Genomic DNA, 12868 nt, shown 5'->3' with positions numbered 1-12868 from the left:
TCGGAACGCTGATACGCCCGCTTGCCGAGCGGCCCGTATGGTCGACGTGCTCGCCGCCAGAACGACGCATCTGGTCTTCGCTGCCCTCTGGACCGGCAGCGTCTGCTTCGTCGCCGCCGTAATCCTCCCGCTGGCACGTGACGGCGCGTTCAACACGACCCATCCGCTCGAGGTCATTTCGGGGAAGCTCACGACCGTCTCGCGGGTGAGCTCGCTCGTGCTTTTTCTCTCGGGGAGTCACCTGGCAGGGAGGGTCTACACGGCCGACAGTCTCTTTGGATCGACTAACGGGCGGCTGGTGCTCGCAATGGTCGCGCTCTGGTTGCTCCTGACCGCGCTCGTCGAAATCGGGGCGAAGCGCTTCGAGGCCGGGCTCACCGGAAAGAAGATCCGCGAGCCGGCCCGCGAGGCGCTGCCGGTGTTCCGTGCGGCTGCCGTCGTGGCCATCGGACTCCTCGTCGTCGCCGGCCTGCTTTCGGCGAACGTCGGACGGCTTCTCTAGCCAGCGGCGCTGACGGACGTTTTTCGGTGGCAAACATCTCAGAAATGAATGTTCTTGCGAAAGATACTTAGTCAGTTACTGTAAGGTACTCGCTAATGATCAGGGGTAAAGACATGGCTATTCCGCTCCTCGCTGTGGGAACGGCTGCTGTGGCCAGCTACGTCCTCCGTTCCGAACGAACAGCGTCCGGCACGTCGCGGTCGAAAGCAGATCTTGGAGCCCGTCTCATCGGGCCGGCTGACGTTCCGGACGATGCGAGGATCGTTGATGCGTCTGCACGACGTCTCGGCGAGATCCCCGGCGCGCAGCAAGCGCTGGACCGAGCGGTTCGCAACGGCGCGCGCGACGAGTGGGAACACATTACGCTCGAGAGCGACGGTGCGTGGTCGGTCGTCGATCGCATCCGTCAGTCGCTGCCCTACCACAACGCAGACACCGGTTCGTACAACGGTGTCTACGTTCGATACAACGATCGGATCGTCGTTCTCGATGCGATCGGATGGGCCCACCTCGAGGATCCGATCCGGTAGACGCACCCGGCGGTGCGGTGCTGTTCCGCAGCTCTTGTCGGTAGTTATACCGATATCCTGCCAGCACCATCCAGTGGACTGAGAGTACCTGAAACCGGTCACCCTCTCGACTTTTTCAGATGGGGAATCGCTACGGCAACGAACTGCAATCACTACCCGACCGCCATCGAACCGCAACCACTACCACACCGGCCGGCCGACCCCTATCCATGCAACTGGGCCTGATCGGACTCGGACGGATGGGACAGATCGTCGTCGAGCGCACCATCGCGGCGGGTCACGAGGTCGTCGCCTTCGACCTGGACGAGGACGCAGTCGCCGCGGCGGCCGAGGCCGGTGCCGACCCCGCCGACTCGATCGACGACTTCGTCGACCAACTCGCCGACGACAAGCGCATCTGGTTGATGGTCCCCGCCGGCGAGGCGGTCGACGTCACTCTCGAGGAACTCACACCTCACCTGGACGGCGACGATATCGTCGTCGACGGCGGCAACTCCTCCTTCGAGGACTCCGTCCGCCGCGCCGAGTCCTGTCCCGCGGCGTATCTCGACTGCGGCACGTCCGGCGGCCCCGCGGGCGCGGAACTCGGCTTCTCGCTGATGGTCGGCGGCCCCCAGTGGGCCTACGACGAACTTGAGCCGGTCTTCGACGCCGTCGCGACCGGTCCCGACGGCCACGAGCGGATGGGAGCCGCGGGCTCGGGTCACTACGTCAAGATGGTCCACAACGGCGTCGAGTACGCGCTGATGCAGACCTACGGCGAGGGGTTCGAGTTGCTCCACGAGGGCCGATACGATCTCGACCTCGAGAACGTCGCATCGGTCTGGAACAACGGCGCGGTAATTCGATCCTGGCTCCTCGAACTCTGCGAAGAGGCCTTCCGCGAGGAGGGATCCGATCTGGGAACCGTGGCCGACCGGATCGAGGGCGGATCGACGGGGACCTGGACCGTCCAGGAGAGCCTCGAGCAGGAGGTTCCCCTCCCGCTCATCTACACGGCGCTTTCCGAACGGTTCGGCTCGCGGGCCGACGACGGCCGGTTCTCGCGGCGACTCGCGAACCGACTCCGGTACGGCTTCGGCCGTCACGAAGTTCCGCGACGGGAGTGACCGTGCGCTGATACCGGAACGCGTCTCTTCGATTTCGGAGTACCAGTCCACGCAAGAGAACCACTCTCGACGGATACTCAACACGCCGATCGAGCCCCTCGTTCAGTCAGACCCAATGTAATTTGGGAACAGAACTATGTTCAGTACCCCGGTATACAGAAGTACAGCAGGGCAAGACGCGACATTGAAAGTCACTTAATTTCGCGTGCTACGCTCCTGCTCGCGATGGCGAGGCAAGACGCGACATTGAAAGTCACCGCGCCGTGCCTTTGCCAGCATACCACTTCTCTCGCAGCCCCAATCCGTACCCGAGAAACATCCGTCGGTCGCCTCGTCGATCGGATTGTCGAATCGGACCCAGTTGCCGTCGAACTCGAGCCTATCGCCTCTCAGTGGACACTCTTATCAACTACCTGTCCGATTTAATTTACATGAACAGGCGGATGGTACTCCGTGGAAGCGGTGTCGCATTTACAGCGACGCTCGCCGGATGCTCGAGCAACGAGACAGACGCCGGTGCCGGCGGTACCGATGGGAAACCGGAAACGGTCGTCGACGAAACGATCGCCATTCCGTCGAACTACAGCGTCGATGCCGAACCGAAGGACGTGCTCAGGTTCGAGGTCACCGCACGGGCGGGAAACGCCACCGTCCGCGTCGTCACCGCCGACGACACCGTCGAATCGATCCATCGCGAAACCGTCGAGACCGACGCGTCGTTCACCGTCGCGATCGAGGACCCCGGCGCGTACGAAATTCGAGCGGTTCCGCGGGGAGAGACGCAGCTTCGGGCCGAAATCGTTCGCTCAGCGTAGGGTCTCGAGCGACTGATAGTAGCCTCGTCTTCACATGAAACAGTGGTGTGTCTGCGTACAGGTTGGAGAGTTCACGTCGATGAACTCGACTCGAGTGAGCGCTCGTTACCGGACGATACCACCCCAATCGCCAGCGCTACGCGTCCTCGTCGGGTTCGTACTCCGCGTAGATGCGGTCCATCCGCGCGGCCATCACGAAATCGGTCTTGTGGAGGCCGTCGATCTTGTGCGTCCACATCTCGATCGTCACCTCGCCCCACTCGAGCTGGATATCCGGATGGTGCCACTCTTCCTCCGCCAACTCGCCTACCTCGTACGTGAACTCGAGGGCGTCCCGGAAGTCCTCGAACGCGTACGTTCCCTCGAGGTGGTGGTCGTCGACGACGTCCCAGACGTCGTCGCGAATCTCCGCGAGGTAGTCGGCGTACTCGTCGGACTCGAGGGGCTCGTCCTCGCTCGTACAGGCCTCGCACTCCTGGTCGGCGAGCGCTGGTTCGGACATGGACGATACTACGACCGGGAACGACGTGAAGATTCGGATAGGAAAACGACGTGAGGATTCGGACGGAAGCCCGCGTCGTCTCGAGCCGGCCGCGCTCTTGCCACTCGTTTTATACCCGCGTCCGCACAACGTCAGCAGTACTGACTATCATCGATGGGAGGGGGAAAACGCAATATCGCGGTTCGGTTCTTCGGCGGTGCGGGGAACTACACTGACGTCCTCGAGCAGTTGTGCACGTACGTCCTCACTGAAAACCCGACCGAAGCGGGGGCTTTCGAGTGGGTCAAAGCGAATACGCGGGCGACGAGCGACGAGGGAATCCGCGACCGACTCGCCTTTCTCGAGTCGATCGGGCTGCTCGAACTCGAGCCGGATCGGGTTCGACTCACGCAGCGGGGGATCGAGTGGCTGTCGGAAACGAATCCCGAAATCCTCTACGAACTGCTCTCGAGCGCCGTGTACGGATTCGACACGGTGCTCGAGGCTCTCCTCGATGGGCCGAAGACGGACGACGAGTTGGGAGATGCGATCAAAGCTGAGCACTCCGAGTTCGATTGGAACGACGCGTCCGGCCCCGCCCAACACAGGGGGTGGCTGCAGAGCCTCGGCTACGTCGAGCGAACTGCGCCGGAAAACTCGCTGACTGAGAGCGGCCGGAAACTGGCGCGACGGCGGTCGTCCGAGCACCCGCAGCTCGAGCGGGGCGAATTCTACGCACAAACCGAACTCGAGGACGCGTTCGACACCAGTTTCGGCTCGTATATCAAGGGGATCAGCCCGCGAACGGACGACGAGGGTGCGCTGTCGTACATCATCCTGAAAGCCCGCGAGGGCGGGCCCTACGGCGACGAGATCGACGGCGAGCGGTTCACCTACATCGGCGAGGGCGTTCCGGAGAAGGGAGACCAGCGGTTGACCGGAGCCAACAGCGCGCTCCTCGAGCAGGCCGACCGGTCGACGGTCCCGGTGTACTTCTTCTACCAGCCAGCGGACAGCGACGAACTCAGATACGAGGGGCTGGTCGACGTCGTCGGCGCCGAGCGCGTCTCGCTGGACGAGCGGATGGTCTACCGGTTCACGATGGACCGACTCGAGATCGAGCCGGCCGAGTTCGAGGCGCTTTCGGAATCAGTGTCCGACGACATCTCGGACGACGAGACCGACGAACCGGCGCTCACCGACGACGAAGCGGAATTCACCGAGGTCCAGCGGCGGGTCCGCTCGAGCGCGTTCCCGAAGACGGTCACGTCCGCCTACGACGGCCGGTGTGCGATCTGTGGAAACTCGCGCGAATCACCGGCCGGTACGATCGATATCGAGGCCGCCCACATCTACCCGAAGCGGGCGAACGGCCGCGACAACGTTCGGAACGGCCTCGCCCTCTGTCGGCTCCATCACTGGGCGTTCGACACCGGCTGGCTCGCGGTGGCCGACGACTATCGAATCCTGGTCGCCGATCGCCCCGATCTCGAGGGCTACGAGGAGTTCTCACACCTCGAGAACGAGTCGCTCACGCTACCCGCGGACGAGGACCTGCGTCCGCATGCGACGTTCCTCGCGGCACATCGGGACCGACACGGGTTCGAATCGCCGTAATCGGGTTCGACGAGTACCGGCCGCTCGAGATAGTCCCGGAATCGAGCACGGCTGCGTTCGGACGTCAATAGACGGTGAACGACGGGTGGAGCGCGTGCAGATAGTCGGACGGGTCGACCGAACCGGGTCACTCCTCCTCGACGGCGAACGCACCCGGCTCGAGTTCACCCAGAATTCCAGCGAAGACGGCTGCCGTTCCGAGCAGGGCGAGGACGACCCCGCTCGCCCACGGAACCGATCCGTAGTCGGCGAACGCGACGAGCCAGCACGCGCCGACGAGGACGACGCCGCCGGCGACGATCAGCCGAACGAACCGCTCCATAGGGGCCGCTTCGCCGTCCCGATCCAAGTATCCCGGTGCTCGTCTGCTACCGACCATCCGGCGCTCGCACTCGAGCCAAGCGTTTGTATCTCGAGCCCGTTCGTCCGAATATGACCGAGGCGACGTTAGTCTACGACGACGACTGCGGCTTCTGTACGTGGTGGGCCGACTACTTCGACGAGCGGACGGACCTCCGCATCGTCGGCTTCGGCGACCTCACCGACGAGTTGCGCGCGCGACTCCCCGACGACTACGAGGACTGCTCGCATCTGGTGACCGACGACGCGGTGTACTCCTGTGGCGCGTCGATCGAGGAGGCGCTCACCCGCACCGATGTCGGCGGCCCCGTCGACAACATCGTCGAGTTCCTCCGGCAGTTCGAGGACTACGAGCGCTTGCGTGAGCGCGGCTATCGGTGGGTCGCGAACAACCGCGACCGCTGGGGGCGATACCTCTCGAAGACGCCGCCGGCGCGTCGGGAGTCCGGCGACGGCTGAACTGCGTCCCGAATACTGCCCGCCGATCACCGCAATCGCCGCCGGCGTCCCCGTCCCTCCTCGAGCGAGATCGGCTGGACGTACGTCCCGACGCGCTCGCGAGCCCACCACCGACCGCTCTCGGCACGCTCCTCGGGCGTGGTGTACCGATAGCGGTATCGGACCGCGCGGACGTGGGCCGGCGGCTCCCCGTCGAACGGGTCCTCGGCGAGCAGCGCAAGCGTCTCCGCATCGGCCTCGAGCAGCTTCGCGAGGAATCGCGGGAACCACGGGCTCCGGCGCGGGGTCGGCGACATGGCGGCGAACCACAGCTGCCAGTCGAGCCGGAGGTGGTAGGGTGCGACCTGTGGCGGCCGGCGCTCCGGATCGGTCGGCTTGCCCTTGAATCGGTAGGACCGCCACTCCGTCTCCGGCGTGAGCTCCTCGTCGGCGGTCCCTTCGACGACGACCTCGTAGCGGTCCCGCGTTATCGAGCCGAACGCGCCGTAGGTGTTGACGAGGTTGAGCGGATCGAACGACGTGTTCATGAGCTGGCTCTCGGACAGCATGTTTCGCACCGGTTGGACGCTCAGGACGATCACGATCACGGCCAGGATGATCGCGAGGACCTCGAGGTAGAGCGGCGTCGGCGCGGTCGCGGGCGCGGAAATCGGGAGCGCGGCTTCGAGCACGCCGTCGCTGAACGTCGGGATCGCCAGCACGATCGTGAGCGCGTTCAGCCAGGCGAAGTTGCCGGTGACCATGAGCCACCCCTGAAAGCCGATCGTCGCCAGCCCGGCCAGCGCCGAGAGCGGTTGTGGCGCGAAGTAGCAAAACGGTATCAGAAGCTCGAGGACGTGGTTCCCGAACGTCTCAACGCGGTGAAACCGATCCGGGAGGCGATGGGCGAACCAGCTCACGGGGTTCGGAATCGGCTGGGTCTCGTAGTGGTAGTCCATGGCGGTCAGATCGCGCCAGCAGTCGTCGCCGCGGAGCTTGATCAGCCCGGCACCGAACATGTTGCGAAACAGCACCCACTGCAGGAGCAAGATCACGACGAACGGCGGTGCGACCGATCCCGCCCCCAGAAAGATCGCGAGAAACCCGGTCTCGCAGAGCATCGACTCCCAGCCGTAGCCGTAGAAGGTCTGGCCCGCGTTCACGAAGGAGAGATAGAGCGCCCACAGCGCGGCCCACAGGACCATCGAAACCGGCGTCGCGAATCCCACGGGGAGCCAGTACGGCACTCCCACGAGCGCCAGCGCCGAGAGCACGACGCCGATCCAGGACGCAATGGCGATCGCCCGGTCGCTCGGCACGAAGTAGAAGAGGCTCGGCCGGTCCCAGAACGAGACGCCCTCGACGTACCGCTCGAGCGGCAACAGCCCGTCCTCGCCCGCCAGCGGCCGAAACTGGTTCGCCGCGACGAGAAACGCGAGCAGATACAACAGTGCGAGACCCCGCTGGAAGACGAACCGGACGAGCCAGTAGCCGTCGCCCTGCCACATGGTCGGCCGTAACTCCGCGGACGGCCAAAGGAGTGACGTGTCTGAGCACGCGGTCGGCTCGAGCGCGTCTTTCACGACGCCACCGCGTTCGGTCAGGCGTCACCGTATCGGAACTGCAACACGCCGCCGGCGACCGCCACGACGAGCCCGCCAGTCGCGAGGATTCCCAGCCCCGGTGCGTACGAGCCGGTGAGGTCGTACAGCGTCCCGATCAGTACCGGGCCGAGGAAGCCACCGATCTCGCCGACGGCGAAGATGAATCCCACCGCCGTGCCGGTCAGCCGCGCGCCGATCCCCTCGAGTTCCGGTGGAATGGCCCGAATGAGCGGCGACAGGCCGCCGAAACCGAAGCCGGTGACGAGGACGCTTCCGAGAAGCACGAGTCCGAGGCCGCTCGAGAGCACGCCCGAGATTCCGAGCGTGGCGACGAGGCCACACGCGATCAGCGCGGTGCGGCGAGCGCCCAGTCGGTCGGCCGCCGCGGGGACGGTCAGCACGCCGACGACGTTGGCGGCGACGAGCAGGCTCGTCGTCCGCCCGGCACGATCCGGTGAGTAGCCCCGGGCCTCGAGCAGTGTCGGGAGCCACCCCTGCATCCCGTGGGCGATCAGCAGGTACATCGTCCCGATAACGACCACGAGCTGTAGCTCGCGGTGGGTGAGCACGAGCGCAAGATCCCGGCGAACGGCGGCGAGCGAAAGCGACGAGTCCGCCGCGTCGGCGTCGTTGGCCGCGCGGTTTCGAGCGTCGATCCCCAACCGACGAGCGACGACGACCCACAGGACGCCGTAGCCAATCGCGACGATCCCGCTCCAGAAGAACAGTTCGCGCCAGCCACCCAGCAGCGGCTGTAGGATCGGCCGCCCGACGGCGAAGGCGCCGGCCGTTCCCGTCGACGCGCCGACGAGGTAGATCGAGGACGGGACGCCGGTCTCGTCGGGTGGAAACAGCACGGAGACGAGTTTCGGCAGCCCGAACGTGATGGCCGTCGCGCCGACGCCGATCAGCAGCGTCGCCGCGAGCAGCGACGGAAACCCGGCCGCGAAACTGCGACCGACCTGGGCGACGCCGTAGATCAGGACGCCCGCCGCAAGGCTCCGACCCGGTCCGACGCGGTCGATGACCAGGCCCGTAACCAGCGCGATCGGGATGTAGGTCAACGGGACCGCACCCGCGACGACACCGGCTTGCGTGCCCGAGAGCCCGAGATCGTCGATGATCGTCGTAAGGGACGCCGGCAGCGAGAACCAGACGAACATCAGGCAGGTGTAGCCGCCCGTCCCGACCGCGACAGCACCGTACGCACGACGTCGACTCATCCGGTCGTCCATCTGCACGTGGATGGGTCGTGGTGCCCCGAGTAGTTTGGCCTCGCGGTACGACTGCCCGGTGCCGTCTCGGGGAAATCCTGTTACTTCCCGAGCCGTCTCGCGAGGGCTCCTCGAGAGCACCCGAAACGCAGTGGAAGAGGCGTGACGATCAGTCGTCGACGAGCGATCGCTCCGCGTTGCCGACGATGAGGAGGGTGCCGACCACGACGGCGACGGTCGTCACCAGCGGGTTCACGATCCCGAGGACGGCCGGCGGGATGGCGATCGCGTTGTAGACGAACGCGAGCCCGAGGTTCTGCCTGATTCGGTCGCGTGCGGCCCGCGCCAGCGCGAACGCCTCCTCGACCGCGGCGAGGTCGTCGTCGGCAATCGCGACGTCGGCCGCGTCGGCGGCGAGTGCGGTGCCGCTCCCCAGCGAGATGCCCAGATCGGCCGCGGCGAGTGCGGGCGCGTCGTTCGTTCCGTCGCCGACCATCGCGACTCGGTCGTCGCCTCTCATCCGCCTGACGGCCGCCGTCTTTCCCTCGGGCGAGACGCCGGCGAAGACGTGATCGACGCCCGAATGCCGGTCGAAGACGTCGGCCGACGTCCCGTCGTCGCCGGTCAGGACCACGATATCGACCCCGTCCGCGTCCAGGGCCTCGATCGTCTCCTCCCACGCCTCGCGGGGTTCGTCGCCGACGATCACGACCCCCTCAGCCGCCCCGTCTCGGCCGACGACGACCGGGAGCCGACCCGCCGCCCGAGCCCGCTCGAGTCTCGCCTCGAGCGCGTCACCGAGCGTCCAGCCCCGCTCCCGGAAGAGGTCGGGATGGCCGACCAGCACGGTTCGACCGTCGACGGTACCCTCGACGCCGGTCGCGTGGGTGTGGAAATCACTGACCGCTCGGTCACCCGCCGCAGCCGCGCCGCCGTCCGCGCGAGCCGGCCCGCTCGTATTGCCGTCGTCGTCGCGGTCACTGCCTCCGTCGCTGCCACCGCTTCCGTCGAACGCGTCGGCGATCGCCGCCGCCGCCGGATGGGCCGCGCGCTGCTCGAGAGCCGCGGCGGCCGCCAGGAGGTCGTCGGGAGCGTCGGCCTCGAGCACGGACATCTCGCCGCTCGTCAGCGTCCCGGTCTTGTCGAAGACGACGACATCGATCGCGCGCAGGCGCTCGAAGATCGTCTCGTCGAAGACGACGATCCCGCGCTCGAGCGCCGCCTCGAGGCTCGTCGCGACGGAGTACGACGTCGCGAAGCCGAGCGCCCACGGGCTCGCGACCATGAGGGTCATGAGGGCGGCCAGCGCGACCGATAGTTCGCTCGCACCGCTCACGAGCGAGCCCGCGCCGACGACGACGGCGGCGACGAGGACGATCGGAACAAGCGGTGCGGCGAGTTCGTCGGCCCGGCGCGTGACGCCGTGGTCCGCGCTCTGGACGTTCCAGACGACCCGCGTGAGCCGGTCGATGCTGCTGGTCGTCCGCTCGCCGACGTCGACGACCGCCGCGTCGGTCGTCACCACGGAGCCGCCGACCACCGCGTCCCCCTCGCGTTTCGTCACCGGGAGCGACTCCCCGGTCACGACGGCCTCGTCGACCGCGCACTCGCCTTCGGCGAGCGTCCCGTCGACCGGAATGCGCTCGCCCTCGCGGACGAGCACCCGATCGCTCGCCTCGAGGTCCGCGACTGGCATCTCCGTCGTAGAGCCGTCCGACGCGTACAGCCGGGCCGTGTCGACCTGCGAGACGGTGAGGTCGGTCAGCCGGTCCGTCGCACGGCGCTTGACCGTCGCCTCGTAGTAGGTCGCGCCCATCACGATCGAGGCGACGACGATCGTCAGGTCGAAGTAGAGGTCGTTGCGTCCGAGTCCGGAGACGGCGACGCTGTAGACGTACGCGCTGCAGATCGTCAGCGCCGCGAGCAGGTCCGTCGTCGGCCGCCGGAGTTTCAGGCTGACGTACGCGCCCCGCAGGAGCGGCCCGCCGGTCAGGTAGAGGATCGCGCCCGTCATCACCAGAAACAGGGGCATGTACATCGGGCCGCTGAAGCCCGTGAAGGCGTCGTCGAACTGCGAGAGCGCGCCCCAGTCGGTGAAGTCGGTCAGAAACATCGGATAGAGGACGGCCAGAAACGGTAACAGGAGGAAGGAGCCGAAGACGACGCCGACTACGTACCGCATCTCGAGCATGTCGTCCGCGCGGCGCTTCCGGAGGCCGGACATCTCCCGCGAGCGCCGCGTTCCACCGGTCTCGTCGTCGGCGGTCGCGTCCTCGCGCAGGTACGCCGTGTAGCCGACCGTGCTCAGCGCGTTCTCGAGCGCGTCCGCCGAAACCCGATCCGGATCGTGGTCGACCCGGACCGTCTCCGTGACGTAACTCGCTTCGGCGTCGGTCACGCCGGCTCGGTCCTCGGCGACGGCCTCGAGGAACGCCTCGCAGGTCGCCGAGTGCATCCCGTCGACTCGGAAGAACGTGCGGACGGTGCCGTCCCGATCGGTGTCGTCCGTACCGCTGTCGGTCACGTCACCGTCGTCAGTCACGTCACCGCCGTCGATCGCACTATCGCCGTCAATCGCGCTGTCGCCGCCGCTCGTGCCGAACTCGGCGGCGACGTCGCGACAACCGGCCGAACAGAACCCGCTCGCCGACTCGTTGGACGTCTCCGAGAGCGGCGACCCGCACAGCCGACAGCGGTCGCGCCGGTCGTCGCCCGCGCGTCGATCGCTCACGGTAGTGGCTGCGGGTTCGACGGCAATAACTGTGGTCGATTCCGGTGGCTCTCATCGTCAGCCGGCGGCCCGACTCACCGCCTCACGTCGTGTCCAGATCGAGTCTGGAGAACGTCCACGACGCGATCGAACTCGACTCGAGGTCGATCTCGTCTCCGAGATTGCGCGCGAGGAGCGTTCGAGAGGTCGGCTTGATCAGCGCGGACAGCGGTAATCGGGTATCGGGGTAGAACCGGAACCGGAGCGGCGCGGGGAGCGTTTTCCCGAACGCTTCGACGTAGCTTCGATCCGCGCAGTCGTCGAGCGCCGAGGCGAGCAGGCGATTGAGCGGCTCGGATTCCGATTCGACCGTCCGAGGAAGCGCGTCGACGATCCGCACGTGATCGTCCTCGGTCGAGATGACGAGCGCGGCGACGGGCTCGCCGTTCCGCCGGGCGACGTAGGCCGCGTACGAGTGTATGGGGTTGTCGAACCGCCAGCGATAGAACGCTGCAGTTCGGTTCGAGTGGATCGCCTCGGGAATCGATCGGCGATAGATGGCCGCAAGCGTGTCCGCCGGTGGCGTCTCATAGTATTCGAGCTCGAACTCGGAGTCGGAGTCGACGAGCAGCCGATCGCCGGCCCGCTGAGAGGTCGCGATGGCGTCCTCGAGCGTGTCCGTGACGGTGGTGGCCGGACCGTCGTCACTCGACTGGGCGTCAGTAACGTCTCTCCTTGGCCCGGCTTTGATCCGATCCTCGAGGACGCTGATGGGGTTCTGTGGCCGGTAGTAGGCCGGCACTGTCCCGATTTCGCGCCAGCCGTATGCCAGGTTGCCGGGCTTCGAGTTCTCATTCGGGAAGTTGAAGAAAAACGACGGCTCCCCGTCGGTGTAGCGCTCGATGGCCCGCTCGTTCATGCGACCGAACAGTCCGCGCCCGCGATGATCCGGGTGAACCATCGTATCGCAGGGCTGGAACGCGGTCCGGACGACCCCGCCGATGCGCATCTCCTGGGCGAAAAACGACCGGAACCCGACTGGGTCGCCGCCCTCGCTCGCTACGAGGATCGGGACGTGGTCGACATACGGGTTCTCGCTAAACTTCCAGCGAAACCAGTCCGCGTTCCGCTCGTGGCCGAACACCGATTCGTACAGCGACAGGAACACCGATCGGTCATCGGGTTCGAACGTGCGAACGGTGTATCGCGTCGCCGTTCGTTTGCGTGTACTCATGGTGATGGCCGTTTCACGGCTGTCTGCAGGGTAACCGAGAGCTGTCCCCCAATGCGTCGTGCTAGTCCGATATTCGCTTCGGAGTGGAATGGTGGTTTGCCTTGAATACGCCGATCCGACAGGTCGTGAATTACTCGATTGATTCGATTAGTACTCGGTCCGCTCGAGCCGACGAACAGCGGACCCCGAGCGATCATGAACTCGACACTACCGTCAGTTCCGTCCGTCTCGAGGCCCGGCTTTCCGTCGATCGT

Annotated in this window: 12 protein-coding genes; 6 read left to right on the top strand and 6 right to left on the bottom strand. The window is 66.1% G+C overall.

From position 1 onward, the window contains the following. Positions 1-37 precede the first annotated feature (37 nt). From HYG81_RS27045 to HYG81_RS27030, 4 genes are all read left to right on the top strand, one after another. Positions 38-502 carry a copper resistance protein CopD gene (locus HYG81_RS27045; RefSeq protein WP_180842747.1) on the top strand — a complete coding sequence of 155 codons (465 nt, stop codon included), beginning with the start codon at positions 38-40 and terminating at the stop codon, positions 500-502. Between the two features lie 95 nt (positions 503-597). After that, positions 598-1032 carry a hypothetical protein gene (locus HYG81_RS27040; protein WP_180842746.1) on the top strand — a complete coding sequence of 145 codons (435 nt, stop codon included), beginning with the start codon at positions 598-600 and terminating at the stop codon, positions 1030-1032. A gap of 209 nt (positions 1033-1241) precedes the next feature. Beyond that, positions 1242-2141, top strand: a complete 900-nt coding sequence (gene gnd, locus HYG81_RS27035) for a phosphogluconate dehydrogenase (NAD(+)-dependent, decarboxylating) (RefSeq protein WP_180842745.1) — start codon at positions 1242-1244, stop codon at positions 2139-2141. A 431-nt stretch (positions 2142-2572) separates the two neighbouring features. After that, positions 2573-2956 (top strand): hypothetical protein, encoded by a 384-nt coding sequence (locus tag HYG81_RS27030; RefSeq protein ID WP_180842744.1) that lies wholly within the window; start codon positions 2573-2575, stop codon positions 2954-2956. Positions 2957-3092: 136 nt separating this feature from the next. Here HYG81_RS27030 and HYG81_RS27025 read toward each other — a convergent pair whose 3' ends face one another. Continuing rightward, the gene (locus HYG81_RS27025; protein WP_180842743.1) at positions 3093-3458 is read right to left on the bottom strand and encodes a 4a-hydroxytetrahydrobiopterin dehydratase; all 366 of its coding nucleotides are present in this window, start codon (positions 3456-3458) and stop codon (positions 3093-3095) included. A gap of 153 nt (positions 3459-3611) precedes the next feature. On the opposite strand from HYG81_RS27025, the gene HYG81_RS27020 reads away from it, so the two are divergent. Then, positions 3612-5054, top strand: a complete 1443-nt coding sequence (locus HYG81_RS27020; RefSeq protein WP_180842742.1) for an HNH endonuclease — start codon at positions 3612-3614, stop codon at positions 5052-5054. A gap of 127 nt (positions 5055-5181) precedes the next feature. On the opposite strand, the gene HYG81_RS27015 is transcribed toward HYG81_RS27020, so the two are convergent. Next, complete coding sequence (locus tag HYG81_RS27015) at positions 5182-5376, bottom strand: hypothetical protein (RefSeq protein WP_180842741.1); 195 nt, start codon at positions 5374-5376, stop codon at positions 5182-5184. Positions 5377-5486: 110 nt separating this feature from the next. Here HYG81_RS27015 and HYG81_RS27010 point away from each other — a divergent pair, with 110 nt between their 5' ends. Further along, positions 5487-5873 carry a thiol-disulfide oxidoreductase DCC family protein gene (locus HYG81_RS27010; protein ID WP_180842740.1) on the top strand — a complete coding sequence of 129 codons (387 nt, stop codon included), beginning with the start codon at positions 5487-5489 and terminating at the stop codon, positions 5871-5873. Between the two features lie 26 nt (positions 5874-5899). Here the strand turns inward: HYG81_RS27010 and HYG81_RS27005 are convergent, their stop codons facing one another. The 4 genes from HYG81_RS27005 to HYG81_RS26990 form a co-directional block, all read right to left on the bottom strand. Further along, positions 5900-7360: a lipase maturation factor family protein gene (locus HYG81_RS27005; protein ID WP_180842739.1), complete on the bottom strand. Its 1461-nt coding sequence runs from the start codon at positions 7358-7360 to the stop codon at positions 5900-5902. A 92-nt stretch (positions 7361-7452) separates the two neighbouring features. Beyond that, positions 7453-8691: an MFS transporter gene (locus HYG81_RS27000; protein ID WP_180842738.1), complete on the bottom strand. Its 1239-nt coding sequence runs from the start codon at positions 8689-8691 to the stop codon at positions 7453-7455. A 148-nt stretch (positions 8692-8839) separates the two neighbouring features. After that, positions 8840-11401, bottom strand: a complete 2562-nt coding sequence (locus HYG81_RS26995; RefSeq protein ID WP_180842737.1) for a heavy metal translocating P-type ATPase — start codon at positions 11399-11401, stop codon at positions 8840-8842. Positions 11402-11483: 82 nt separating this feature from the next. Then, positions 11484-12614, bottom strand: coding sequence for a GNAT family N-acetyltransferase (locus HYG81_RS26990; protein ID WP_180842736.1), 1131 nt, complete (start codon positions 12612-12614; stop codon positions 11484-11486). Positions 12615-12868: the final 254 nt, after the last annotated feature.

Origin of the sequence: Natrinema zhouii (assembly GCF_013456555.2) — an archaeon.
GTDB classification, from domain to species: domain Archaea; phylum Halobacteriota; class Halobacteria; order Halobacteriales; family Natrialbaceae; genus Natrinema; species Natrinema zhouii.
Note: the sequence above shows the minus strand (reverse complement) of the source record. Positions and strands in the feature narration are given on the sequence as shown.

Excerpts from the sequence above, each read along its gene's own strand:
- HYG81_RS27045 (WP_180842747.1), top strand. The coding sequence starts at position 38 with ATGGTCGACGTGCTCGCCGCCAGAACGACGCATCTGGTCTTCGCTGCC.
- HYG81_RS27040 (WP_180842746.1), top strand. The coding sequence starts at position 598 with ATGATCAGGGGTAAAGACATGGCTATTCCGCTCCTCGCTGTGGGAACG.
- gnd (WP_180842745.1), top strand. The coding sequence starts at position 1,242 with ATGCAACTGGGCCTGATCGGACTCGGACGGATGGGACAGATCGTCGTC.
- HYG81_RS27030 (WP_180842744.1), top strand. The coding sequence starts at position 2,573 with ATGAACAGGCGGATGGTACTCCGTGGAAGCGGTGTCGCATTTACAGCG.
- HYG81_RS27025 (WP_180842743.1), bottom strand. The coding sequence starts at position 3,458 with ATGTCCGAACCAGCGCTCGCCGACCAGGAGTGCGAGGCCTGTACGAGC.
- HYG81_RS27020 (WP_180842742.1), top strand. The coding sequence starts at position 3,612 with ATGGGAGGGGGAAAACGCAATATCGCGGTTCGGTTCTTCGGCGGTGCG.
- HYG81_RS27015 (WP_180842741.1), bottom strand. The coding sequence starts at position 5,376 with ATGGAGCGGTTCGTTCGGCTGATCGTCGCCGGCGGCGTCGTCCTCGTC.
- HYG81_RS27010 (WP_180842740.1), top strand. The coding sequence starts at position 5,487 with ATGACCGAGGCGACGTTAGTCTACGACGACGACTGCGGCTTCTGTACG.
- HYG81_RS27005 (WP_180842739.1), bottom strand. The coding sequence starts at position 7,360 with ATGTGGCAGGGCGACGGCTACTGGCTCGTCCGGTTCGTCTTCCAGCGG.
- HYG81_RS27000 (WP_180842738.1), bottom strand. The coding sequence starts at position 8,691 with ATGGACGACCGGATGAGTCGACGTCGTGCGTACGGTGCTGTCGCGGTC.
- HYG81_RS26990 (WP_180842736.1), bottom strand. The coding sequence starts at position 12,614 with ATGAGTACACGCAAACGAACGGCGACGCGATACACCGTTCGCACGTTC.